Annotated in this window: 23 protein-coding genes and 1 pseudogene; 14 read left to right on the top strand and 10 right to left on the bottom strand. The window is 73.7% G+C overall.

All coding sequences use genetic code 11. The features are described 5' to 3' along the window. The first annotated feature begins 1 nt into the window (after position 1). From ACZ51I_RS28765 to ACZ51I_RS28750, 4 genes are all read left to right on the top strand, one after another. The gene (locus ACZ51I_RS28765; protein WP_468881522.1) at positions 2-595 is read left to right on the top strand and encodes a TetR/AcrR family transcriptional regulator; all 594 of its coding nucleotides are present in this window, start codon (positions 2-4) and stop codon (positions 593-595) included. Positions 596-789: 194 nt separating this feature from the next. Beyond that, positions 790-1,713: a dihydrodipicolinate synthase family protein gene (locus ACZ51I_RS28760; RefSeq protein WP_468881519.1), complete on the top strand. Its 924-nt coding sequence runs from the start codon at positions 790-792 to the stop codon at positions 1,711-1,713. 32 nt (positions 1,714-1,745) lie between these two features. Beyond that, positions 1,746-2,750 (top strand): proline racemase family protein, encoded by a 1,005-nt coding sequence (locus ACZ51I_RS28755; RefSeq protein WP_468881516.1) that lies wholly within the window; start codon positions 1,746-1,748, stop codon positions 2,748-2,750. A 71-nt stretch (positions 2,751-2,821) separates the two neighbouring features. After that, complete coding sequence (locus tag ACZ51I_RS28750) at positions 2,822-3,523, top strand: GntR family transcriptional regulator (protein WP_468881513.1); 702 nt, start codon at positions 2,822-2,824, stop codon at positions 3,521-3,523. A 10-nt stretch (positions 3,524-3,533) separates the two neighbouring features. Here ACZ51I_RS28750 and ACZ51I_RS28745 read toward each other — a convergent pair whose 3' ends face one another. The 9 genes from ACZ51I_RS28745 to ACZ51I_RS28705 all read right to left on the bottom strand — a co-directional run bounded on the left by ACZ51I_RS28745 (position 3,534) and on the right by ACZ51I_RS28705 (position 12,338). Further along, positions 3,534-5,036 (bottom strand): long-chain-fatty-acid--CoA ligase, encoded by a 1,503-nt coding sequence (locus ACZ51I_RS28745; RefSeq protein WP_468881511.1) that lies wholly within the window; start codon positions 5,034-5,036, stop codon positions 3,534-3,536. Then, entirely contained in the window at positions 5,036-5,824 is a 789-nt protein-coding gene (locus ACZ51I_RS28740) for a 4'-phosphopantetheinyl transferase family protein (RefSeq protein ID WP_468881708.1), read from the bottom strand. Before ACZ51I_RS28740 ends, ACZ51I_RS28745 begins: the two co-directional genes overlap by 1 nt. Positions 5,825-5,850: 26 nt before the next feature. After that, on the bottom strand, positions 5,851-6,780 hold the full coding sequence (locus ACZ51I_RS28735) for an alpha/beta hydrolase family protein (protein WP_468881509.1): 930 nt from the start codon (positions 6,778-6,780) through the stop codon (positions 5,851-5,853). Next, positions 6,777-7,757 carry a beta-ketoacyl-ACP synthase III gene (locus ACZ51I_RS28730; RefSeq protein ID WP_468881506.1) on the bottom strand — a complete coding sequence of 327 codons (981 nt, stop codon included), beginning with the start codon at positions 7,755-7,757 and terminating at the stop codon, positions 6,777-6,779. The genes ACZ51I_RS28735 and ACZ51I_RS28730 overlap by 4 nt, the downstream gene beginning before the upstream one ends. Further along, the gene (gene fabI / locus ACZ51I_RS28725) at positions 7,754-8,719 is read right to left on the bottom strand and encodes an enoyl-ACP reductase FabI (protein ID WP_468881503.1); all 966 of its coding nucleotides are present in this window, start codon (positions 8,717-8,719) and stop codon (positions 7,754-7,756) included. Before fabI ends, ACZ51I_RS28730 begins: the two co-directional genes overlap by 4 nt. Next, positions 8,719-9,963: a beta-ketoacyl-[acyl-carrier-protein] synthase family protein gene (locus ACZ51I_RS28720; RefSeq protein ID WP_468881501.1), complete on the bottom strand. Its 1,245-nt coding sequence runs from the start codon at positions 9,961-9,963 to the stop codon at positions 8,719-8,721. Before ACZ51I_RS28720 ends, fabI begins: the two co-directional genes overlap by 1 nt. After that, positions 9,956-10,210 (bottom strand): acyl carrier protein, encoded by a 255-nt coding sequence (locus tag ACZ51I_RS28715; RefSeq protein WP_468881499.1) that lies wholly within the window; start codon positions 10,208-10,210, stop codon positions 9,956-9,958. The genes ACZ51I_RS28720 and ACZ51I_RS28715 overlap by 8 nt, the downstream gene beginning before the upstream one ends. A gap of 43 nt (positions 10,211-10,253) precedes the next feature. After that, positions 10,254-11,366 carry a radical SAM protein gene (locus tag ACZ51I_RS28710; protein ID WP_468881496.1) on the bottom strand — a complete coding sequence of 371 codons (1,113 nt, stop codon included), beginning with the start codon at positions 11,364-11,366 and terminating at the stop codon, positions 10,254-10,256. Between the two features lie 252 nt (positions 11,367-11,618). After that, positions 11,619-12,338, bottom strand: a complete 720-nt coding sequence (locus ACZ51I_RS28705) for a Phenylacetic acid catabolic protein (protein WP_468881493.1) — start codon at positions 12,336-12,338, stop codon at positions 11,619-11,621. A gap of 507 nt (positions 12,339-12,845) precedes the next feature. Here ACZ51I_RS28705 and ACZ51I_RS28700 point away from each other — a divergent pair. From ACZ51I_RS28700 to ACZ51I_RS28675, 6 genes and pseudogenes are all read left to right on the top strand, one after another. Continuing rightward, a complete protein-coding gene (locus ACZ51I_RS28700; RefSeq protein ID WP_468881491.1) occupies positions 12,846-14,075 on the top strand; it encodes an aminotransferase-like domain-containing protein in 1,230 nt (409 codons plus the stop codon). Continuing rightward, a complete protein-coding gene (locus ACZ51I_RS28695; protein WP_468881488.1) occupies positions 14,072-14,566 on the top strand; it encodes a PaaI family thioesterase in 495 nt (164 codons plus the stop codon). The genes ACZ51I_RS28700 and ACZ51I_RS28695 overlap by 4 nt, the downstream gene beginning before the upstream one ends. Positions 14,567-14,651: 85 nt before the next feature. Beyond that, complete coding sequence (locus tag ACZ51I_RS28690) at positions 14,652-15,083, top strand: cell division protein SepF (RefSeq protein WP_468881485.1); 432 nt, start codon at positions 14,652-14,654, stop codon at positions 15,081-15,083. A 283-nt stretch (positions 15,084-15,366) separates the two neighbouring features. Beyond that, complete coding sequence (locus tag ACZ51I_RS28685; protein ID WP_468881705.1) at positions 15,367-16,632, top strand: AAA family ATPase; 1,266 nt, start codon at positions 15,367-15,369, stop codon at positions 16,630-16,632. Continuing rightward, positions 16,629-16,967 (top strand): annotated as a pseudogene (locus tag ACZ51I_RS28680) (nucleotide pyrophosphohydrolase); the annotation flags it as partial. The gene ACZ51I_RS28685 and the pseudogene ACZ51I_RS28680, both read left to right, overlap by 4 nt. Before the next feature lie 260 nt (positions 16,968-17,227). Beyond that, a complete protein-coding gene (locus tag ACZ51I_RS28675; protein WP_468881483.1) occupies positions 17,228-17,716 on the top strand; it encodes a DUF6099 family protein in 489 nt (162 codons plus the stop codon). 62 nt (positions 17,717-17,778) lie between these two features. Here the strand turns inward: ACZ51I_RS28675 and ACZ51I_RS28670 are convergent, their stop codons facing one another. After that, entirely contained in the window at positions 17,779-18,120 is a 342-nt protein-coding gene (locus ACZ51I_RS28670) for a hypothetical protein (protein WP_468881480.1), read from the bottom strand. 244 nt (positions 18,121-18,364) lie between these two features. Between ACZ51I_RS28670 and ACZ51I_RS28665 the strand changes: the two genes are divergently transcribed. The 4 genes from ACZ51I_RS28665 to ACZ51I_RS28650 all read left to right on the top strand — a co-directional run bounded on the left by ACZ51I_RS28665 (position 18,365) and on the right by ACZ51I_RS28650 (position 24,318). After that, complete coding sequence (locus ACZ51I_RS28665; protein WP_468881478.1) at positions 18,365-19,288, top strand: LLM class F420-dependent oxidoreductase; 924 nt, start codon at positions 18,365-18,367, stop codon at positions 19,286-19,288. A gap of 13 nt (positions 19,289-19,301) precedes the next feature. Next, positions 19,302-20,216: a homocysteine S-methyltransferase gene (gene mmuM, locus ACZ51I_RS28660; protein ID WP_468881476.1), complete on the top strand. Its 915-nt coding sequence runs from the start codon at positions 19,302-19,304 to the stop codon at positions 20,214-20,216. 107 nt (positions 20,217-20,323) lie between these two features. Next, on the top strand, positions 20,324-21,787 hold the full coding sequence (locus ACZ51I_RS28655) for a 3' terminal RNA ribose 2'-O-methyltransferase Hen1 (protein WP_468881474.1): 1,464 nt from the start codon (positions 20,324-20,326) through the stop codon (positions 21,785-21,787). Further along, on the top strand, positions 21,784-24,318 hold the full coding sequence (locus ACZ51I_RS28650) for a polynucleotide kinase-phosphatase (RefSeq protein ID WP_468881472.1): 2,535 nt from the start codon (positions 21,784-21,786) through the stop codon (positions 24,316-24,318). Before ACZ51I_RS28655 ends, ACZ51I_RS28650 begins: the two co-directional genes overlap by 4 nt. The last annotated feature ends 77 nt before the right edge of the window (positions 24,319-24,395 follow it).

The following is a 24,395-nucleotide window of genomic DNA, read 5'->3' as shown; positions in this document are numbered from 1 at the left end:
CATGCCGAACGAATCCTCGGCGCCCCGACGCCGGGGCGCCGTTCGCACCGAAGCGCTGCTCCAGGTGACGCTCGACCTCGCCGTGCAGGTCGGGTACGCGGGTCTCACCATCGAGGCCATCGCCCGACGGGCCGGAGTCGGCAAACACACGGTCTACCGGCGCTGGCCGACCAAGGCGGCCCTGCTCCTGGACGCGCTCCAGCGGGCCTGGACCACGGACATGGAGTACCGCGACACCGGCGACCTGCGCGCCGACCTGCGCGAACAGTTCCTGCGGTCCTCGTCCGCCCTGGCCCACCCGCCGATCGGTCCGGTCTACCGGGCCGTCATCGCCGAGGCGCAGTCCGACCCCGCGGCGCGGGCGACGCTGTACGAGCGGTTCCTGCGCACCGTCGAACGGAGCACCCTGGAGCGGATCACCCTCGCTCAGCGCACCGGGGAGCTGCGCGCGGACCTGGAGCTCGCCTCCGCGGCGGAGGTGCTGTGCGGGGCTCTGTACTACCGCCACCTCCTGACGCCCCGCCCGGTCGACGAGGCCGCGATCGACGGGCTGCTGGACATGTTCATGGCCGCCTATGCCCGTGGTGCTCCGTGAGGACTCGACTGCGAGACGGCGCCGGTCGGAGCGCCTCGGGCCATCCCGGCAAGGCGTCCAAGCCGTCGCGCGCCGCCGAGCCCTCGCGATGACCGTCCGCTGAGCTGATCGCGCGTCAGAACTGGGCATGTGCAGGACCCTTGTGGACATCGCCTCCATCAATAAAATGTCACACACCACACAAGGGAGTCCTCATGGTCCACGCGCAAGTCGCCGCGCGCCCCCTGCACCGCGCCCACCCCTGGCACGGGATCATGGTCGCCACCGCCCTTCCGTTCCGCGAGGACGGCTCCGTCGACCACGACGCCTACGCCGAGCACGTCGCCCGGCCGATCGCCGAAGGCTGCGACGGGGTCGTCCCGAACGGCTCCCTCGGCGAGTACCAGACCCTCACCGACGCGGAGCGCGCCGAGGTCGTCCGTACCGCCGTCGAAGCCGCCGGGGACGGTGCCCGGGTCATGCCCGGGGTCTCCGCGTACGGCAGGGCCGAGGCCCGCCGCTGGGCCGAACAGGCCGCCGACGCCGGTGCGGCCTCGGTCCTGCTCCTCCCGCCCAACGCCTACCGCGCCGACGAGCGTTCCGTACGCGCCCACTACGCCGAGGTCGCGGCCGCCGGGATCCCGGTCGTCGCGTACAACAACCCCTACGACACCAAGGTCGACCTCACCCCCGACCTGCTCGCCCGGCTGTACGGCGACGGCAGCATCGTCGCCGTCAAGGAGTTCAGCGGGGACGTCCGCCGCGCCTACCGGATCGCCGAACTCGCCCCCGGCCTCGACCTGCTGGTCGGCGCCGACGACGTGCTCCTGGAGCTGGCCGTGGCGGGCGCCGTCGGCTGGATCGCCGGCTTCCCCAACGCCCTCCCGCGCGCGTGCGCCACCCTCTACCGGGCCGCCGTCGCCGGCGACCTCGCCGTCGCGCTGCCGCTCTACCGCTCGCTGCACCCGCTCTTCCGCTGGGACTCCAAGACGGAGTTCGTCCAGGCGATCAAGCTCTCCATGGACCTCGCGGGGCACACCGGGGGTGCCACCCGGCCGCCGCGCCTCCCGCTCACGCCCGAACAGGAGGCCGTCGTGCGCGCCGCCACGGAGAAGGTCCTGGCCGAAGGCCACGCGTAGAGACCGTCACTCACCCACCAGAAGGGGACCCCATGCGCACCCGCCACGTCTACCACGCGGTGGACTCCCACACCGAGGGCATGCCCACCCGCGTCATCACCGGCGGCGTCGGGGTCATCCCCGGTGCCACCATGGCCGAGAAGCGGCTCCACTTCGCCGAGCACCTCGACCACGTCCGCACCCTCCTCATGTACGAACCGCGCGGCCACGCGGCGATGAGCGGCGCCATCCTCCAGCCGCCCACCCGCCCCGACGCCGACTACGGCGTCCTCTACATCGAGGTGTCCGGGCTGCTGCCGATGTGCGGCCACGGCACCATCGGCGTCGCCACCGTCCTCGTCGAGACGGGCATGGTGCCGGTCGTCGAACCGGTCACCACCGTCCGCCTCGACACCCCCGCCGGTCTCGTCGACGTCGACGTCCGCGTCGAGGACGGCCGGGCCTGCTCCGTCACCCTCACCAACGTCCCCGCCTTCTCCGTCGGGCTCGACCTCAAGACCGACGTGCCCGGGTACGGCACGGTCACCTACGACCTCGCGTACGGAGGCAACTTCTACGCCTTCGTCGACCTCGACTCCCTGGGCCTGCCCTTCGACCGCGCCCACAAGGACGAGCTGCTCGCCGCCGGGCTCGCGGTCATGGACGCGGTCAACGCCGGCCCCGACCGGCCCGTCCACCCCGAGAACCCCGCCTTCGCCGGGGTCAAGCACGTCTACCTGGCCGCCCCCGGCTCCGACGCGAGCCGCTCCCGCCACGCCATGGCCATCCACCCCGGCTGGTTCGACCGCTCCCCGTGCGGTACGGGCACCAGCGCCCGCATGGCCCAGCTGCACGCGCGCGGACTGCTCGCCCCGGGCACCGACTTCGTCAACGAGTCCTTCATCGGCACGGAGTTCACCGGGCGGATCGTCGGCGAGACGGCCGTGGGCGGGCTGCCCGCCGTCGTCCCGGCCGTCACCGGCCGCGCCTGGATCACGGGCACCGCCCAGTACTTCCTCGACCCCGACGACCCCTTCCCCGCCGGCTTCCTGCTCTGACGTCACGGACGGCCTGCCGGGGAAACGTGACATTGTACGATGCTCCCCCGTGACTTCTCGGAGGACGCACGATGGGTGACCTGAAACAGTACGGTCTGGTCAGAGCGCAGGAACGGCTCCGCGACCAGGTCGGCCACGCCCTTCGCGCCGCCCTGATCGCCGGGGAACTGCGCCCCGGCCAGGTCTACTCGGCCCCCGGGCTCGCCGGCGACCTCGGCGTCTCCGCGACCCCGGTCCGCGAGGCCATGCTCGACCTGGCCCGGGAGGGCCTGGTCGAGCCCGTACGCAACAAGGGCTTCCGCATCACCGAGGTCAGCGAGCGAGACCTCGACCAGTACACCGAGCTGCGGACCCTCATCGAGGTCCCCACGATCGGCCGGGTCACCCGCACGGCCACCCGGGAGCAGCTGGAACAGCTGCGCCCGGTCGCCGAGGAGATCGTCTCCCGCGCCCGCGAGCACGACCTCATCGGCTACCTGGAGGCGGACCGCCGCTTCCACCTCGCGCTGCTCGCCCTCTCCGGGAACGAGCGGCTCGTCGAGACCGTCGGCGAGCTGCGCAAGCGCTCCCGGCTCTACGGCCTGACCGGCCTCGACGAGGCCGGCAAGCTGGTCTCCTCCGCCGAGGAGCACCTCGAACTCCTCGACCTGATGATCGCGGGGGACGCCCCCGGCGCGGAGGCGTGCGCTCGTCGCCACCTCGGCCATGTGCGCTCCTTGTGGGCCGACCCCGACGCGGGCGACGAACCGGACGCCGGAGACGGACCGGCCTGACGGCAGGACCTCACGCGCCCTCCGGCGGGACGATCGAACGCTTGAGGACCTTTCCCGTCGGCCCCTTCGGGAGGGCGTCGGTGAGCCAGATCCGGCGCGGGTACTTGTACGGGGCGAGCCGCTCCCGCACATGGGCGCGCAGCTCGGCGGGGGAGACCAGGCTGCCGGGCCGCGGGACGACCGCGGCGGCGACCTCCTGCCCGTGCACCGGGTGCGGGACGCCGAGGACCGCGGCCTCCGCCACGCACGGGTGGAGGTGGAGCACCTCCTCCACCTCCCTCGGGTACACGTTGAAACCGCCCCGGATCACGACGTCCTTCACCCGGTCGACCACCCGGAAGTCGCCCGACGCGTCGCGGCTGCCGAGGTCGCCGGTGTGCAGCCAGCCGTCCCGTACCGTCTCGGCGGTGGCCTCGGGGCGGCGCCAGTACCCCTTCATGACGTTGTGGCCCCGGATGACGAGCTCGCCCACCTCGCCGTCGGGGACCTCCTTGCCCTCCCGGTCCACCACGCGCATCTCCACGCCCTCGATCGGGATGCCGATCGTGCCGGGGGAGCGCGGCCGGTCGATCCGGTTCACACAGGCCAGCGGGGACGACTCGGACAGCCCGTACCCCTCCAGTACGGCGCAGCCGAAGCCGGACTCGAAACCGGTCAGCACCGCCACCGGGAGGGGCGAGCCGCCGCACAGGCACACCCGCAGCGAGGAGACGTCGTGGCGCCCGCGGTCCGGGTGCCGCAGCAGCAGCCCGTACATGGTGGGGACGCCGAGGAAGACCGTGACCCGGTCCCGGGCGACGAGCGCGAGCGCGGCCGCCGGGTCGAAGCGTGCCATGAGGGTCAGACAGGCGCCCACCGCCACCGCGCAGTTGAGCCCCATCACCTGACCGAAGGAGTGGAAGAGCGGCAGCCCCCCGAAGACCACGTCCGAGGGACCGAGCCCCAGGACCCGCACCCCTTCCTCGACGTTGCGCCGGATGTTGCGGTGGGTGAGCTCGGCGCCCTTCGGCGCCCCGGTGGTGCCGGAGGTGTAGAGGACGACAGCCGTGTCCGCAGCGGTACGGGACGCGGGCACCGCCCGGGCGCGGTCCGGCGCCAGCGCCGTGAACGTCCGCGGTCCGACCGTGAGGTGCGGGGTGCCGGCGAGCCGGGCACCCTCGACGCCCTCCTCGCCGTCCCGGTGCCAGGCGAGGAACAGCGCCGCCCCGGCGTCCGCCAGACAGTGCCGGACCTCGCCCGCGCGCAGCAGCGGATTGAGCGGGACGACGATCGCGCCCGCGCGCAGGATGCCGTAGTAGAGCACGGCGAACAGCGTGCTGTTCGGGAGCATGAGCGCCACCCGGTCGCCGGGCCCGACCCCGCGCGCGTGGAGCAGCGCGGCGGCCCGGTCGGCGAGCTCGTCGAGCGCGCCGTACGTCAGCTCCTCGGCGCCGAGCCGCAGCGCGGTCCTGTCGGGGTGCGCGGCCGCGCTCCGGGCGAGCAGCGCGGGAACGGTGCCGTCGTCGACGCTCATCACGGGTGCTCCTTCGGGGCCGTGCGGTGCGGAGGAGGAGGCGGTACGGGGCGGGGGACGGCGACCGCCGTCAGCAGCAGGCCGTCGCGGACGAGCCAGCGACCGGGCAGGACGCGCGGGAACGTGGACGGTCCCGCTGCGGACGGGATGCGCGGATCGACCAGAAGCCGCGCCCGGAACCGGCCGGTGACCCCGGAACGCGCCGTACGCGCGCGTGAGGCCCGATCCGGGCCGTCGTCCGTACCGGGGTGCCAGGACACCTCGGCGTCCTCGAAGCCGAGCCAGGCACCGCCGTACCCGCTCCAGGCCTTGTAGACGGACTCCTTGGCGCTGAACAGCAGCCGGTCCCAGGCGATGTCGGGCCGCAGGACGGCCAGTTCGCGCAGCCGAGCCTCCTCCGCGCCGAACGCCACCGCCTCGCGCACTCCGCACGGCAGGGGCGCGTGCGGCTCGGCGTCGATGCCGAGGCCGAGGAAGCGGACGGCCGGCGCCACCGCCGCGCCCCGGTACCCCGCGCAGTGCGTGATGCTGCCGACGGTGCCCGCGGGCCAGGCGGGCGCCCCGCGCCGCACCCGCAGGAGGGGCGCCGCCGCGACCCCCAGGGCGGCGAGCGCCCGGTGGGCACAGAGCCGGCCCGCCGCGAACTCCCGCCGCCTGCCGGGCGTGGCGCGAGCCATCAGCGCCTCCTCCTCGGCGAAGAGCCACCCGGGGGCGGCCGCGCCGGCCGCCCCGGGCGCGGAGACCTCCTCAGCCCAGCGCACCCGCTCGGGCAGCAGCGCGCCGAGCAGCGAACCGCCCTCCCGTCGCCCCACACTCACGCCCGCGCACCCGACGGGGCCGTCCCGCGCCGCCCGTCCGCGCCGGTCACCGGCGGGAACTCCGCCCACGTCGCGATCCGTTCCACCAGGGCCGTGTTGTGCCGGATCCAGCGGAAGTGGTCGAGCCGCCGGCCGCCCGCGTCCGCCGCCCGGTAGCTCCAGCGCCGGACCCGTGCCGAGGGGAGCTTCGCGCACAGGTGGTCCACCGCCCGCGGCGGCGCGAGCGCGTCGCCCTCCACGTCGACGGCGAGCACGGGCAGGTCGACGCCCCGCAGCGCCTCCTCGTAGTCCGCGACGGCGCCCCTGGCCCCGTACCGCCCGGTCCGCAGCTGCCGCGCCCAGTCCCGCATCACGCCCACGGACTCCCGCCCGCCGAAGCCGAACCGGTGCCCCGGCCAGTACCCGAGCAGCTCCGCCCCGGCCACGCACACCAGGCTCCGTACGAGCCACCGCGCACCCGGCCGGGGATCCGCCCCCGTACCGAGCGCCCGCCACCACGCCGAGCCGCTGGCGACCAGGACGACCCCCGCGAGGTGCGGCCGGAGCAGTCCGCAGTGCACGAGACCGAGCTGCCCGCCCAGGCTGTGCCCCAGAAGCAGCCTCCGCGCCCCGGGGAACGCGCGCTCGACGGTCCCGAGGACGGCGCCGATGTCGTGCTCGACGAGCTCCCGGTAGCCGAAGCGCACCCCGCGCGCCGGCACCGGAGTGCTCTCGCCGTGACCCCGCAGGTCCGTCGTCACCACGGTCGCGCCCCGCCGGTGCAGCGCCCGCACCAGCGGGGTGTAGTGGCGGGCGGCGGTGCCCATCGCGGGGAGGACGACCACGACCGGGGCGGTGGGCTCGGGGCGGGCGTGGACGCGGACCACGAGGGTGGCGCCGTCCGGGGCGGTGAGCTCGGCGAGCACGGGAAAGGGCGAGGCTCTCATAGTCCCGCTCCGCCACCGGCCCCCGCGTCCCCGTCCGCCAGGCGCCAGCCGATCACGCCCGCCCCCCAGGTGACGCCCGCGCCGAACCCGGCCACCCCGAGCAGGCCCGTCGGACCGAGGCGGCCCTCCTGCCAGGCCTGGTGGAGGGCGAGGGGGATGGAGGCGGAGGAGGTGTTGGCGACCCGGTCGACGTTGAGGTACAGCCGCTCCGGCGGGACCCCGAGCTCCTTGCCCACCGCCCGTACGATGCGCGCGTTGGCCTGGTGGGCGACGAACAGGTCGACGTCCTCGGCGGTCAGCTCCCGCCGCGCGAGGACGTCACGGGCCGCCTCGCTCATCCGCTCCACGGCCTGGACGAAGATCTCGGGGCCGTCCATCCGGAGCTTCCGGTCGTACCGGTCGGCGTAAAGGAGTGGGATCAGGTCACCGTCGGAGCCGAGCCGGAACGCGGGCTCGACGGAGGGCACCAGGTCCACGTCCGCCACGATCACCGCCCCGGCACCGTCGCCGAGGAGCACCGCCGTCGACCGGTCCTCGTGGTCGGTGATCCGGGTCAGCGCCTCCGCCCCGCAGACCAGGACGGTGCTCGCCCGGCCCGACTCGATCAGGGCGACGGCGTGGTCCAGGGCGTACACGAACCCGGCACAGGCCGCGTGCAGGTCGAAGGCGGCGGCCCGGTCCGCCCCGAGCCGGGCGGCCACCTCCACGGCGAGCCCCGGCGTGGTCCGGTCGGGCGTCGTGGTCGCCACGACGACGTGACCCACCTCGCGCGCCGTCCGGCCCGACTGGGCGAGGGCGGTCCGGGAGGCGGCCAGGGCGAGATCGGCGAGGTGCCCGTCCTCCGGCAGGAAGTGGCGCTGCCGGATGCCGGTCCGCTTGACGATCCACTCGTCGGAGGAACCGATGGCGGCGAAGTGGCCGTTGGACACGACCCGTTCGGGCAGCGCGGAGCCGATGCCGACGATCGCCGCGGTCATGACGGGTCCTCCTTGCCGACGCGGGGCGGGGCGCCGATGTCCGGGGGCTCGCCGACGGCGTCGACGCCCATGCGGACGGCGTGCATCCCGCCGTCCGCGTGCACGATCTCCCCGGTGACGGTGGCCGCCAGATCCGAGAGCAGGAACAGGACGGGGCCGACGAGCCGGGCCGGATCGGAGCGGCTCCAGCCGAGCGGCGCCTCCTGCTCCCAGCGGTCGGCGATCCGGTCGAAGGTGCTGACGGCCCGCCCGGCCACGGTCTCGACCGGGCCGGCGGCGACGAGGTTGACGCGGATGCCGGAGCGGCCCAGATAGAGCGCGAGGTAGCGGCAGACCGCGCCGAGCGTCGCCTTGCCGACCCCCATCCAGTCATAGCCTGGCCAGGCCCCGGACGAGTCGAAGTCGAGTCCGACGACGCTGCCCCTGGCCGTCCCGGCGCCCCCGCCCTCGCGCAGCAGCGGGGCGAGGGCCGTGGTCAGCGAGTGCAGCGAGAACGCCGCCGTGCGCAGGGCGAGGGACGCGCTCTCGACGGGTGTGGTGAGGAAGTTGCCGCTGAGCGCGGAGCGGGGGGCGGCGGCGATCGCGTGCAGGACGCCGTCGACCGCGCCCCAGCGGCGCTCCAGCTCCTTCGTGAGCGCGTCGAGGTCCTCGGGACGCGTCACGTCGAGCTCCAGGACGTCGGCCGGGTACGGGAGGCCGGAGGCCGCCGCCTCCGTGATCCGCCGGGTCCGCCCGAAGCCCGTCAACAGGACCTCCGCGCCGGCCTCCTGGAGCGCCCGCGCGGTGTGCCAGGCGATCGAGTCGTCGTTGAGGACCCCGGTGACCAGATAGCGCCGCCCGGAGAAGCCGAGCGGGTCGGGGAGGCGGGGCCGGTCGCGGGAGCCGGGCCGGTCGGGGAGGGCGTGGGAGCCAGGGGAGGCGGGCCCGTCGGGCAGGCCGTGGGGGTGGCGGGGCGCGCGCATCAGGACCGTCCTTCCGCGGCCAGGACGAGGGCCGCGTTGTGTCCGCCGAAGCCGAAGGAGGTGGAGAGCCCGAAGAGCCGGCCGGTGCCCGCCCGCGGAGCCAGTTTTCTCGCCGCACGGACGAGGTCGAGGGGGCCGAGCGCCGGGTCCGGATGACGCAGCCCCGCCGTCGGGGGCGCGACGCCGTGCCGCAACGCCTGGAGCGTGGCGATCGCCTCGACCGCGCCCGCCGCCCCGAAGAGATGCCCGAGGGCGCCCTTGCCGGAGGAGAGCGGCAGCCCCGCGAGGACGTCGGCCCCGAGGGCCTGCCGCAGCGCCTCGCACTCCAGGCGGTCGTTGAGGGCGGTGCCGGTCCCGTGGGCGTTCACGTACGCCAGCTCCCGGGGCGCCACCGAGGCCTCCCGCAGCGCGAGGGTGACCGCCCGGCCCGCGGGCCCGCCGCCGGGGTCGGGCGCCGTGACGTGGTGGGCGTCGGAGGTCGCCGCGTATCCGCGTACGGCTCCGAGGACCTCCGCACCGCGCCGGGCCGCACCCGCCGCCGTCTCCAGGACGAGGATCCCGGCGCCCTCGCCGATCACGAATCCGTCGCGGTCCCGGTCGAAGGGGCGGGCGGCACCGCCCGGCGACAGGGCGCCCGCGTTGGCGAAGGCGGCAGCCACCAGGTCCGAGGTGGCGGCCTCCGCGCCACCCACCACGACGGCGTCGGCCGCCCCCGAGGCCAGCAGCCGCATTCCCGTACCGACGGCCTGCGCGCCGCTGCTGCACGCGGACGCCACGCACAGGCTCTCGCCGCGGAAACCGTGCCGCATGGAGAGGTGGGCGGCGGCCGCGTTGGCCATCATCTGAGGAATCATGAGCGGCGACACGAACCCGGCGCCCTCCCTGTCGTACACCTCGCGCTGCGTCTCGAAGGAGGACGTGCCGCCGAGGCCGCAGCCGATGACGCAGGCGACGCGGTCGGACGGCCACGGCGCCGGCGCGCCGCCCCGCTTCCCGGCCTGGGTCAGGGCCTCGTCGGCCGCCACCAGGGCCAGCTGTGTGAACCGGTCGGTGCGTCGCACCAGGTTCCGCGGCAGATGGTCGGCGGCCGTGAAGTCGGCGTGCCGAACGGCCGGATGAGAACCCGCCGGCGCCACGTCCCCGGCGACGGCGCGCTCGTGGAGCACGCCGGCGCCCACGCCGAACGGGGTGACCGCGCCGAAACCGGTGACGACGACCTCCCGGTCCCCCCGAGGATCACTCAACTCCGGCCTTCTCGTAGCAGAGGTCGAGGATCTCGCCGACGGTGTCGATGCCGTCGAAGTCCTTCGTGCGGACCGGCACGCCGAGGTCCCGCTTGACCGACTGCGCGAGCTCGACCATGTCGAGCGAGTCGATCTCCAGGTCGTCGAGCGCCGCCCCCGGGCGGACGTCGGCGGCGTCGACGCCGAGCTCGACGAGGGCGTCGGTGATGAACTGCTCGATGGTGGCGCGGTCCAGTGTCTCGGACATGACTCTCCCGTGCGGTGTTCGGACGGCCGGATGGGGGGGCTGGTCAGGGGATGAGCTTCGAGGCGTGGTACGGGGACCAGTGCCACTGGCGCCAGTAGCTCTCCGCGATGTCCACCCACTCCTCCAGGCGCGCGGCGCTGTCCAGGAAGCGTGCGGCGCTCACCACCAGCCAGCTGTAGACGGCCTGGCTGTCGCGGCAGCCGCCGCACTCCCCGGACGTGCAGCAGAACTGCAGCGACTCGTAGTCGGCGCCCCAGGCGGCGAAGCCCGGGATCACCGGGTTGCCGTTGGCCACCCGTTCCTCGTGGTCGGGATGGTCGACGCTGAGGCTCGGGCACACGTCGTACCCGAAGCGCGCCCCCCAGTGCGAGGTGCCCGTGATGAGGCTGCGGATGAAGTACGGATGGCTGACCACGGCCTCCGGATACGCCTCCCTGACCCGCAGGGCCTCGTCGAGGACACGTCGCTCGTTCTCGATCCGCAGGGGGGTGTCGGTGCCGTGCTCGCTGTAGAAGTTGAAGGTGACGATGTTGCCGTTCTCGGCGATCTTGCGCACGGTCGGTTCGAGGTACGGAAGGCCGTCCTCGGAGAGCGCGAAGATGAACAGGACCCGCGGATCGTCCCGGTAGTGCGAGAGCGCCGTGTCGAACAGGCCGGTGAACTTCGAGCCGTTGACCCGGATGGCCCGCAGGTCGTCGTCGAGGGGCCCGCCGCCGAAGATGCTGACGGCCACGGCGATGTGCTCGAATCCCTGCACGGGCATCGGACGCAGGCCGTTGGTCGAGATCGTGATGTACGGCAGCTCCTCGACGAAGGCCTCCACCCGGCGCAGCACCAGGGTCGGCTCCCCGCCGATGAGGGTGGCCTGGTTGACCCCCTCGTCGCGCAGCCGGCGGGCGAAGGCACGGATCCTGTCGACGTCCGAGAGCTCGCGCACGGCGGTGTCGAAGCCGCCCTCGAAGTACCAGCAGCCCTTGCAGCGGATGTTGCAGGTGTTGGTGAGGTGGACCTCGCACGAGCGCACCTCGCGGCCGAGACGGCGCAACCGGTGCAGACGCTCGGCGAGATCGGGGCGTTCGGCCAGGAGGGCGGCGGTGCGCTCCTTCGCCTCGCGGCGGCCGAGCGGGCGCGGGGTGATGGTCAGGGGGGTGGCCATGGGGGTGAGGACTCCTCGGTCGGACTGCTGCTCGGTGTCTCTCGCGCTGTCGCTGTGCCGTTCGCGCTGTCGCTGTGCCTCTCGCGCTCTCGCTCCGTCTCGCCGTACCGCTGCGTCCGGCCGTACCGGCTGACTCGTCGTACCGCTGTGTCTCGCCGTACCGGCTGGCTCGTCGTACCGCTGTGTCTCGCCGTACCGGCTGGCTCGTCGTACCGCTGTGTCTCGCCGTACCGGCTGGCTCGTCGTACCGGGCTACTCGGGCACCTTCAGGCCGAGGTTCTCGATCCGGGGGGTGACCTTCGCCCGCCAGATGTCGCGCGCCTCGCCGTTGGTGGTCTGCCGGAGGCCGAAGCGAACCGCGAGCTTCGACCGCTCCGAACGGGCGCTTCCGAAGATCCGGTTGAATCCCGGCCACAAGCGGTCGAGCCCCGCCTGGAGTTCCTCGCGGCCCTCCTCGGTGCGGGCGAGATTCCGGCAGACACGCGCGCCGTGCGCGATGTGCACCTTCTCGTCGAGAATGATCGTGCGCACCGCCTCGGCCCACGGCTTGTAACTGCTCCGCGCGAATTCGGAGATCATCACCATCGCGGTCTCCTCGCCGATGTACGAGAAGATCCCGCGCTCGGCCCAGGTGGTGCAGGTGTGGAACTCGTGGCCGGCGAAGAGATCGCGGTCGGCGAGCCGCTGCTGCTCCATGTATCCGGTGTCCACGCCGATGTCGGCCAGGATCCTTTTGCCGATCTTGTAGTGGTCGTACTCCTCGACGGCGCGTTCCGCGCACACCTGCCGTTCCTCGGCGTTCGGCGCGAGCGGCAGGAACACCTGGATGTAGTCGTCGGCGCCGGACAGTTCGCCCTCGGTGTTGACGATCATTCCCCGGACGGCGATCTCGCGGTAGTCCTCGGGCATGGCGAGGAATTCCTCGGGGGTGCGGACGACGACGACCTCGTCGACGGGAACGGAAGATGCCATGGTGATCCACTCGCCTCGCTCGTTCGACTTCGACCCGAAAGACCGCTGACATCGCGGTGGTGGAGCGGTCGAACGCTATCCATGGCGCAGCCGTCCATCAATGAGACCAAAGACCGGAATGGCCGATTTCCCCGAGTCGCTCGCGGTGCGTGGAGAACCGGATCAAGAACTGGTTGCGGCGCGTCGGACAACGGGGAGGAAGACCACCCGGCCCTCGGTCCCCGGTGGCGACCAGCGAGAAAGCCGGGGGAGGGAAGTCCTCCGAATTCGGCGCAGGCGGCTGAATTCCCACGGTCCGCAGAGTGGCCGAATCAAGCCCGATCAATCGGGTCGAACGTGACGCAGGCCCGGAGCAGAACCGAAGCAGCGCCCGGGGCACGTGCAAACCGGGACCGGATCAGGCCTGGAATTCGGCCCCGCCGGGGAACCCGCGGCGGGGCAACTCGGCCATGTCCGGCGGGAATCGAACGACCTGGACACCGCCTTGAATCTCTATATGCTGGCGCCATGTTTTCTGCCGCCTCCGCGCCCGCGAACGCCACCCCCTCCACCCCCTCCGTGCCCGCGCCGGCCACCGCCTCCCGTCTGGCCGACGTCGGCTCGTCGCCGGTACGGGAGATCCTGGCGCTCACGGCACGGCCCGAGGTGATCTCGTTCGCCGGAGGCCTGCCCGCCCCCGAGCTGTTCGACATCGCCGGCATCCGGGCGGCGTACGACCGGGTCCTGGCGGAGAACCCGCAGTACGCCCTCCAGTACTCCACGACCGAGGGCGACCCCGAGCTGCGCGCCGCCATCGCCGCCCGGCTCACCGCGCGCGACCTGCCCACGGACGCCGACGACCTGCTCGTCACCACCGGCTCGCAGCAGGCGCTCACCCTCCTCACCACCGCCCTCGTCGAACCGGGCAGCGTGGTGCTCGTCGAGGACCCCTGCTACCTCGCCGCCCTGCAGACCTTCGGCTTCGCGGGCGCCCGCGTCGTCCCCGTCCCCACCGACGACCAGGGCATCCTCCCGGAGGCCCTGGAGGAGATCGCGGCCCGCGAGAAGGCCACCCTCCTCTACATCGTCCCCACCTTCCAGAACCCCACGGGCCGCACCCTCCCCGCCGAGCGCCGCCACGCCGTCGCCGAAGCCGCCGCGCGGCACGGGTTCTGGATCGTCGAGGACGACCCGTACGGCGAACTGCGCTACGACGGCGAGCGCGTCCCCTGCATCGCCGCCGACCCCGCGGCCGCCGACCGCACCGTCCTGCTCGGCTCCTTCTCCAAGGTGATGGCCCCCGGCCTCCGGCTCGGCTACCTGCGCGCCCCCGCCGGGCTGCGCCGCGCCTGCGTGATCGCCAAGCAGGCCGCCGACCTGCACACCTCGACCATCGACCAGGCCGCCGCGGCGCGCTATCTGCGCGACAGCGACCTGGACGCCCATGTCGCGGTGATGCGCGCCGCGTACCAGGAGCGCCGGGACGCCATGCTGGACGGCCTGCCGGGCGCCCTGCCCGAGGGCAGCCGGTGGAACAGGCCCGAGGGCGGCATGTTCATCTGGGTGACGCTTCCGGCGGGCCACGACGCGACGGCCCTCCTGAAGAGCGCCGTCGGGCACGAGGTGGCGTACGTGCCGGGGGCGCCGTTCTTCTGCGGCGAGCCGGATCCGGGCGCGATGCGGCTGTCCTTCACGACGCACTCGGCCGACGAGATCAGGGAAGGGCTCCGCCGGCTGGCGAAGAGCTTCGTCCGATGAGGGACGCGGGGAGCTGCTCGATACCCCGTGGGGACGCTCTCGTTCCCGCTCCGGCCGTCGCCGGCACGCTGTCGCCGGACGAGCTCAACGCGCTCGTCCAGCGGCAGTTTCCTGACTACGCGGCCTGCCGGGTCACCGAAGCGAGCGGGACGCACCTGCTCATGGAGGCGGACGGAGCCCGGCTCCGCACCCGCCCCGGCGGCACGATCTCCGGCCCCGAACAGGCCGGGCTGGTCGACCTCGCCGCCTTCCTCCTGATCAACGCGCGGCTCGGGCGCCCCACTCCGATGGCGCTCACCACCTCCCTCCAGATCAGCTACCTCAACCGCCCCCGGCCCGGACTGCTCCGCACCCACGCGCGCATGGCCAAGTTCGGCCGGCGGCTGTGCGTGGTCCTCGCCGAACTCAGGGACGAGGCGGGCGATCTGGCGGCCTCCGCCACCGTCACGTACTCCGTCCCGCCGACGGCCGCAGGTCAGGCGACCGCCTGACCCGGAGCCGTACGCCGGCCGCCGCCCGGGGCATCACCTCGTGTCGTTGTTGGGCCGAACGGGTGAGGAGCGGGAGGATGGCCCCATGAGTAGGTACGAGAGGTACGACGTCACCGACGAGCAGTGGGAGGGCCTCGCCCAGGTCGTGCCCCTGCGCGGCCGTGACGAATGGCCGTCCAGGGTCGATCACCGCACGATCCCCGAGCAGTACGAATCCGCCGAGCAGCGCCGTATGGTCGTGCTCCGCGTGCAGGTCTTCGCCGACGCCCGAGAGGTCGCCGAGTACCTCATCGCCCAGATCCCGGTGCTCCTCGATCTGACGAGCGCCGACACCGAGGTCGCCAAGCGGATCCTCGACTTCAGCAGCGGTGTCGTCTTCGGCCTGGGCAGCGGGATGCACCGCGTCGACCGGAACGTCTTCCTTCTGGCCCCGGCCGGTACGGAGGTCGAGGGCGCGGAGGGTGAGGACGAGGACGGTGTCGTGGACGGCAGGACCGCCGGCGTCCCTCGATCGTAGGAAGGTCATCTCGCCGTAACGGTTCGTCAGGGAATGGTCTGCGTACGGTCCGGGCATGGACCTCACCGGCGGCCCCGCGCTCGCCCGCACGTCAGACGCCCGCTCCTCCGACGTCGTTCCTTCCGCTGTTCGTTCTCCCGCGGTTCCCCCGTCCCCGGGTCACCCCGCATCGGGTCACCCGTCCCCGGTTCGCTCTTTCCCTGTCGGTTCCTCCTCCGTCGTGCCCGCTCCCGCGGCCCGCGCTTCCGGTCCCGACGCCGCCGGGCGGCCCGGTGCCTCCGGGATTCGCGCATCAGGACCTCGTTCTTCCGGATCGCCCACGTCCGGATCGCGCGACTCCGGGCCCCGTGCCTCCGTCCCCGAGGCGCGGAGGCCGGGCGCGGCGGAGGCGCGGGGGCCGGGCGCGGCGGAGGCGCGGGGAGGGCCGGCCTCCGCCCGTCCCGCTGTCACCGAGCTGCGGCTGTCCGCGTTCGCCGGCCTCCGCTCCGCCGTGCACACGCTCGGGCCGGTCACCCTCTTCACCGGGCCCAGCGGCAGCGGTAAGACCACCACCCTGCGGGCGTACGAGGCCCTGGCCAGGCTCTGCGCGGGCGACCCGCTCGACGAGGTGTTCCCCGATGCCGCCGGCTGCGTCCCCGAGCGCGCACGGCCCGACGCCGAGGGGAGGCGCGGCTTCCGGATCGGGTGCACGGTCGACGGGCCCGAAGGCCCCGTCAGCCTGGACCTCGCCGTGCAGGCCGAGCCCCGGCTCCGGATCGTCGGCGAGCGGCTCACCGGCCGGGGCCGCACCCTGCTCGCCACCGCGCTCCGCGACCCCGGCCGGAGCACCGTCCAGGCCGAGTGGCACACGGCGGGCGCCACCCCCGTCACCCGGGCCCCGTTCCCCGACGACCTGCTCGGCACGGCGCTTCTGCCGCTGCGGGTCGCGGGCAAGACGCCGGGACAGCTCGAGGTCCTGGCCGCCGCCGAACAGGTCGTCGTCGGGCTGCGATCCGCCTTCGCCTGCGACCCCCGGCCGGAGCGGATGCGGGACGCCGTACCGCCGGGCGAGGGGCGGCTGCGGCGTGGCTGCGGCAATCTCGCCGAGGTGCTGCACCGCACGCACACGGACTGCCCGCGTCGCCACCAGCGGCTCGCCACCGTCGCCGGGGCGGGCTGCGTGGGACCCGTCACGGGGCTCGGCGTGGAGGAACTCCCGGAGGGCACCGTCCGCGCGGTGCTCGAGCGGGGCGGCCGGCCCGCCACCCCGCTCGGCAGGCTCGGCGACGGCGAACTCCGTTATCTGGCGCTCGCCCTCACCCTGCTCACGGGCCCCGGGGTCCTGGAGATGGACCGGATCGCCGAGGTGCCGGACGCCATGCAGAGCCTGACGCTGCTCGCCGACGGCCTGGATCGAGGGCTCGACGGACGCCAGGTGCGCGAACTTCTGCGGGTCGCGACGGACATCGCCGCCGACGGACACATCCGGGTCGTGGGCACGGTCGCGGAGGGGACGGCGGAGGAGGCGCGCCGGACGCCCGGGGTGACGGTGGTAGACCTGAGGGGGTGACGGACAACAACGACGTGGCGGGGCTGCAGCGCAGGCTGGCCGCATTCGCGGCGGCGCGCGACTGGCAGCCCTACCACACGCCCAAGAACCTGGTGGCGGCCCTCAGCGTGGAGGCCGCCGAACTCCTGGAGATCTTCCAGTGGTTGACGCCGGAGCAGGCCGAGCGGGTGATGGAGGACCCGGAGTCGGCGCACCGGGTCGCCGACGAGGTGGCGGACGTGCTCGCCTACCTCCTCCAGTTCTGTCAGGTGCTCGGGGTCGATCCGCTGGCGGCGCTCGCGGCCAAGATCGACCGGAACGAGGTCCGGTTCCCCGTCCGGGGGAGGGGCGGCGCGGATGGGGGCGCGGACGCCGGCGTGGACGAGGGCGCGGACGGGGGCGTGGACACCGGGGCGGACAGGGACGTGGAGGGAGGCCCGGAGAGGGAATCGGAGGGGGAATCGGAGGGGGATCGTCACTCTTCGGAGTGATCGACTTGTCCCCGTCACGCTTCCTGTCCACAGATTTCCGAATTCCTCTGGTGGTAAGGCTCGGCTGGCCTCACTCTGGGTAGTGAGCGAGTGGGCAGTAAGTCGTACGAACGGGGGCGGCGTTGATGGAAGCGGAGCGACTCATCGCGCTCGGCCGGCACGCGCTGGCGGAGAGCGGGACGGCACAGGACATCGTGGGGGAGGCCTGGCAGGCCCAGGCGCTCGCCCAGGCGATAGGGAGTCACCTCGCGCTCTGCGGACCGCAGGAGCTGCGCGGGGAGGCCCGGGGGCTGAGTGAGACCGGGGAGTATCCGGCCTGGGGCGCCGGGGGCCCGCGCGCGGCCCAGCTGACCGAAGTCGCTGATCCGTGCGGGGCGTTGACCGCGCTCGGGGAGCTTCTCGGGGAGGTGGGGATCGCGCTCGTGGGTGTGGCCTGCGCCACCGACGAGGAGGGGCTCTACTGGCAGTGCATCGAGGCGATCGACGCCGCCGACGAGTCGAGTGACCGGGTGCGCGGGATGCTGCGGCGCCTCGCCGTGCGTGACGGGGAGCGTGCCCGGCCTCCCGACCCCGCCCGAGGCCGAGCGGGCCCGGGACGGGGCCCCTCGTGGTAGGGGCGCGCGGCGAGGGGGCGATCCTGTTCGGCTCCGTGCCGGTGGATTCGCTGCCGGCCGAGTCAGTGCGCCGCTGGGCCGTGACGCTCGGCGTCCTGTTGCTCGGTGCGGGGGCACTGGGGATCGTCGCGCTCGGCGTCGTCGTGCTGGGGCTGGGGCTGGGGCTGGGGCTGAGGGGCCGGCCGGGGCTCGGGCCGCGACTCGATCTGCGGCTCAGGGGTGTGGCGGTCGGACGTGGACTGGAGGTCGGCGTCCAGCTGGGAGAGGTCGGCGGAGAGCGCCGCCATCAGTTCCTCCATCTGCTGGAGCAGGCCCTTGGGAGCGCCGGGGCCCTTCTGTTCGGGCACGGACTGCGGCACCGGTCGTTCGGGCACGGCCCGTTCCGGCGCGGCTTCCTGGGACATGACGGCCTCCTCGGCCCGGGCTCCGCCGCGGAGGGCGAGGCCATGAGGGAGACGCGCCGACAGTGGCCGCCGGCACGCGGGCCGGGCGGTCCGGCTCCGCCCGAGCCAACGACGAGGCCCGGCCCCGGTCACTGGCCAGGGCGGACGCGGCCCGGCAGGGGGCCGGATGTTCACCCGACCGAGCCGGGGTGGACAGGGAGGTGACAGTGAGGTTGACAGGCACCGGAAGGTGCAGGATGGAGGTATGGATCTTCGCATCTTCACCGAACCCCAGCAGGGGGCCGACTACGACACCCTCCTCACGGTGGCCCGGGCCACCGAGGAGCTCGGATTCGACGCCTTCTTCCGCTCCGACCACTACCTCAGCATGGGGTCCGCCGACGGGCTGCCCGGACCGACGGACGCCTGGATCACCCTCGCCGGCCTGGCACGCGAGACGAAGCGGATCCGGCTGGGCACGCTGATGACGGCCGGCACCTTCCGGCTTCCCGGCGTCCTCGCCATCCAGGTCGCCCAGGTGGACCAGATGTCCGGTGGCCGGGTCGAACTGGGCCTGGGCGCCGGCTGGTTCGAGGAGGAGCACAAGGCGTACGGCATCCCCTTCCCGAAGGAGAAGTTCGGTCGTCTCGAAGAGCAGCTGGCGATCGTCACCGGCCTGTGGGAGACCGAGGTCGGCAAGACCTTCAGCTACGACGGGGAGTACTACCAGCTCACCGACTCGCCCGCGCTCCCCAAGCCGGCCCAGGCCAGGATCCCGGTGCTGATCGGAGGGCACGGTGCGACCCGTACGCCACGGCTTGCCGCGCGGTACGCGGACGAGTTCAACATCCCGTTCGCCTCCGTCGAGGACAGCGAGCGGCAGTTCGGCCGGGTGCGGGCCGCCGCCGAGGCGGCCGGGCGGCCGGCCGGCGACCTGGTGTACTCCAACGCGCTGGTCGTGTGCGTCGGCAAGGACGACGCCGAGGTGGCCCGCCGGGCCGCGGCGATCGGCCGGGACGTGGACGAGCTCAAGGCGAACGGGCTCGCGGGCTCGCCCGCCGAGGTCGTCGACAAGCTGGGGCGGTACGCGGCGATCGGCTCCTCCCGGGTCTACCTCCAGGTCCTGGACCTGGAGGACCTGGACCACCTGGAGCTGATCTCCGCCCAGGTCCTGTCGCAGCTGGGATGAGCGGGGCGATCCGATGAGACCGGTCCGTACGCTCGCCGACGCCCTCGGGGCGGGGGTACTCGTCCTCGACGGCGGGCTGTCCAACCAGCTGGAGGCGCAGGGCTGTGACCTCTCGGACGCGCTCTGGTCCGCGCGGCTCCTCGCCGACGGGCCCGAGCAGATCGAGGCGGCCCACACGGCGTACGTACGGGCTGGTGCGCGGGTGCTGATCAGCTCCAGCTATCAGGCCACGTTCGAGGGGTTCGCCCGGCGGGGCACGGGCCGGGAGGAGGCGGCGCGGCTGCTCGGCGGGAGCGTGCGGCTCGCCCGGACAGTGGCGGAGGCGGCGGGGGAGGAGGTGTGGGTCGCCGCGTCGGTCGGACCGTACGGGGCGATGCTCGCGGACGGCAGTGAGTACCGGGGACGGTACGGGCTGTCCGTGCGGGCGCTGGAACGGTTCCACCGGCCCCGGATCGAGGTGCTCGCCGAGGCGGCGCCGGACGTCCTGGCCCTGGAGACCGTTCCGGACGTCGAGGAGGCCGAGGCCCTGCTGCGGGCGGCCGCGGGGTGCGGGGTGCCCGTGTGGCTGTCGTACACGGTCGAGGGCGGGCGGACCCGCGCCGGGCAGGACCTGGCGGAGGCGTTCGCGGTCGCCGCTGGGAACGAGCAGGTCGTGGCGGTCGGGGTGAACTGCTGCGACCCGGCCGAGGCGGGGGCCGCCGTGGAGCTCGCCGTGGCCGTGACCGGGAAGCCGGCCGTGGTCTACCCCAACAGCGGGGAGCGGTGGGACGCCGAGGCGCGGGGCTGGCGTGGGGACATGGCCTTCGACCCGGCCCGGGCCGTCGCCTGGGCCGCAGCGGGGGCTCGCCTCGTCGGCGGCTGCTGCCGCGTCGGTCCTGCGACGATCGCCGCCGTCGCCGCGGCCCTCGCCGCCGACCGCTCCCGCTGACCGTTCCCGCTGACCGGGACCCGGGTGCGGCCTCCGGGCCGCGGCCTCACCCCGCCGGCCCGGAAAATGCCTGGTCGGCGGGGTGGGGGACGCTCATACTCGGACGTGTGTTCCTGACGATCAGTACCTACGGCAATCCGGAGCGGCCCGCGACCGACCTCGGTTTTCTGCTGCACAAGCATCCCGAGCGGGCGCAGGCGTTCTCGACCTCACACGGCACGGCGCACGTCCTCTACCCCGAGGCGAGCGCCGAGCGGTGCACGGCGGCACTCCTCCTGGAGGTGGACCCCGTGGCGCTGGTGCGCCGCGGCAAGGGCAAGGGCCGGGGCGGCGCCCCGGACTCGGCGCTCGCGCAGTACGTCAACGACCGGCCCTACGCGGCGTCCTCGCTGCTGGCCGTCGCGCTCGCCAAGGTCTTCAAGACCGCGCTCCACGGCGAGTGCAAGGCGATGCCCGAGCGGGCCGCGGCGCCGCTGCCGCTGCGGGTCGAGGTTCCCGCCCTCCCCGCCCGGGGCGGCGCGGAGCTGGTGCGGGCGCTGTTCGGGCCGCTGGGCTGGGACACGGTGGACGCCGAACCGGTGGCGCTGGACGGGGAGTTCCCCGAGTGGGGCGACTCGCGGTACGTGCGGCTCGTCCTGGAGGGCGAGCTGCGGCTCGCGGACGCCCTCAACCACCTGTACGTCCTGCTGCCCGTCCTCGACGACGCCAAGCACTACTGGGTCGCGCCCGACGAGGTCGACAAGCTGCTGCGCGCCGGTGACGGCTGGCTGGCCCGGCACCCCGAGCGGAAGCTGATCACCGCCCGCTACCTCTCGCGGCGCTGGGGCCTGGCCCGGGAGGCGACGGAGCGGCTCGAACTGGCGCGGCTCGCCGAGGCCGAGGGGCTGGACGTCGAGGACGTCGACAACGCCGTCGACGAGACGACCGACACGGAGGAGCGGCCGGTGCCGCTCGCCGAGCAGCGGCGGGAGACGATTCTCGCCGCGCTGAACGAGGCGGGTGCGGCGCGCGTGCTCGACCTCGGCTGCGGACAGGGGCAGTTGGTGCAGGCCCTGCTCAAGGACCCGCGCTTCACCGAGATCGTCGGTGTCGACGTGTCCGCGCGCGCCCTGGGCATCGCCGCGCGCCGGCTGCGGCTCGACCGGATGGGGGAGCGGCAGGCCGCCCGCGTGAAACTGACGCAGGGCTCCCTCGCGTACACCGACAAGCGGCTGGCCGGTTACGACGCGGCCGTGCTCAGCGAGGTGATCGAGCACCTGGACCTGCCGAGGCTGCCGGCCCTGGAGTACGCGGTGTTCGGCTCGGCGCGGCCCCGAACCGTCGTCGTGACCACGCCGAACGTCGAGTACAACGTGCGCTGGGAGACGCTCCCGGCCGGCCGTGTCCGGCACGGCGACCACCGCTTCGAGTGGACCCGCGAGGAGTTCCGGAGCTGGGCTGCCGCCGTCGCCGGGCGGTATGGCTACGGGGTGGAGTTCCGCCCCGTGGGACCGGACGACCCGGAGGTCGGACCGCCGACCCAGATGGCCGTGTTCACCCGCACCGACACCGAGAAGGAGGGACCGAGATGACCACCGAGACCCGCACCCTGCCCGTCACCGACCTGTCCCTCGTGGTGCTCGTCGGCGCCACCGGTTCCGGCAAGTCCACCTTCGCCCGGCGCCACTTCAAGCCGACCGAGATCGTCTCCTCCGACTTCTGCCGCGGGCTCGTCGCCGACGAGAACGACCAGTCCGCGAGCCGGGACGCCTTCGACGTCCTCCACTACATCGCGGGCAAACGCCTGGAGGCCGGCCGGCTGACCGTCGTCGACGCCACCAACGTGCAGCAGGAGGCCCGGCGTCAGCTGGTCCAGCTGGCCAGGACCCACGACGTCCTCCCGATCGCGATCGTCCTCGACCTGCCCGAGGAGGTGTGCCGCACCCGGAACGCCGCCCGGCCCGACCGGGCGGACATGCCGGCGCACGTCATCCAGCGCCACCGGCGGGAACTGCGCCGTTCGCTGCGCGGTCTGGAGCGCGAGGGCTTCCGCAAGGTGCACGTGCTGCGCTCCGTGGAGGAGGTCGAGGCGGCCGAGGTCGTCCTGGAGCGCCGTTTCAACGACCTGCGGCACCTCACCGGCCCCTTCGACATCATCGGCGACATCCACGGTTGCGCCTCCGAGCTGGAGACCCTGCTCGCGAAGCTCGGCTATGTCGACGGACACCACCCCGACGGGCGGACGGCCGTCTTCGTCGGCGACCTCGTCGACCGGGGCCCCGACTCGCCGGGCGTGCTGCGCCGGGTCATGGGGATGGTCGCCGCGGGCGACGCGTTGTGCGTCCCCGGCAACCACGAGAACAAGCTCGGCCGGTGGCTCAAGGGGCGGAAGGTGCAGGAGACGCACGGCCTCGCCGAGACCGTCGAACAGCTGGGACGGGAGAGCGAGGAGTTCCGGGCGGAGGTCGGACGGTTCATCGAGGGGCTCGTCAGCCACTACGTCCTCGACGGCGGGAACCTCGTCGTCTGCCACGCCGGTCTGCCGGAGAAGTACCACGGCCGGACCTCCGGGCGGGTGCGCTCGCACGCGCTGTACGGGGACACCACAGGTGAGACCGACGAGTTCGGGCTGCCGGTGCGCTACCCGTGGGCGGAGGAGTACCGGGGCCGGGCGGCCGTCGTGTACGGACACACGCCCGTGCCGAACACCTCCTGGATCAACAACACCATCTGCCTCGACACCGGGGCCGTCTTCGGCGGGAAGATGACGGCGCTGCGCTGGCCGGAGCGCGAGCTCGTCGACGTACCGGCCGAGCGGGTCTGGTACGAGCCGGCGCGACCGCTCGCCACCGAGGCGCCCGGCGGCCACCAGGGGCGGCCCCTGGATTTGGCCGACGTGCACGGGCGGCGGATCGTGGAGACCCGCCACCTGGGGAACGTCGCCGTGCGCGAGGAGAACGCCGCGGCGGCCCTGGAGGTCATGAGCCGGTTCGCGGTCGATCCGCGGCTGCTCGCGTACCTGCCGCCGACGATGGCACCGACCGCCACCTCGAAGGAGGAGGGCTATCTGGAGCACCCGGCCGAGGCCTTCGCCCAGTACCGGGCGGACGGCGTCGAGCGGGTCGTGTGCGAGGAGAAGCACATGGGCTCCCGGGCCGTGGCCCTGGTCTGCCGGGACGCCGACGCGGCGCGTGAACGGTTCGGGGTGACCGGGGTGACCGGCGCCCTGCACACCCGTACCGGACGGCCGTTCTTCGACGATTCCGACGTCACCGAAGAGGTCCTCGGGCGGCTGCGGACCGCGATCGGCGCGGCCGGGCTCTGGGACGAGCTCGACACGGACTGGCTGCTGCTCGACGGCGAGCTGATGCCGTGGTCGCTCAAGTCCGCCGGGCTGCTTCGCGCGCAGTACGCGGCGGTCGGCGCGGCCTCCGGGGCCGTCCTCCCCGGGGCGATCGACGCACTGGAACGGGCCGTCGACCGCGGGGTCGAGGGGATCGACGGGCTGCTCGCCCGGCAGCGGGAGCGGGCGGTGGACGCGGCGGCCTTCACCGAGGCGTACCGCAGGTACTGCTGGCCGACGGAGGGCCTGGAGGGGGTGCGGTTCGCGCCGTTCCAGCTGCTCGGGGCACGTGGGCGTTCCCTCGCGGCGGTGCCGCACGACGAGCAGCTCGCCTGGCTCGACCGGCTCGTCGAGCACGACCCGACCGGACTCCTCCAGGTCACCCGCCGGCTCGTCGTCGACACCGGCGACGAGGCCTCGGTCCGCGCGGGCACCGACTGGTGGCTGGAACTGACCGGAGCGGGCGGCGAGGGCATGGTCGTCAAACCGCTGGCCGCGCTCGTCCGGGACGCCGAGGGACGGCTCGGGCAGCCGGGAGTGAAGGTGCGCGGCCGGGAGTACCTGCGGATCATCTACGGTCCCGAGTACACCCGCCCGGAGAACCTGGAGCGGCTCCGGCAGCGCTTCCTCGGCCACAAGCGCTCGCTCGCGCTGCGCGAGTACGCACTGGGCCTGGAGGCGCTCGACCGACTCGCCGCGGGCGAACCGCTCTGGCGGGTCCACGAGGCGGTCTTCGCGGTCCTGGCCCTGGAATCCGAACCGGTCGACCCGCGACTCTGACGTCGCCTCAGGCCGCGGCTCCGCGCCCGGCGGCGGCCGTCTCACGTCTGCCGGGCGCTGGGGATGCCGGGACCCGG

The sequence above is a fragment of the Streptomyces sp. NPDC034084 genome (assembly GCF_055575535.1).
The sequence above is the reverse complement of the archived record's forward strand: the minus strand, read 5'-3'. Positions and strand labels throughout refer to the sequence as shown.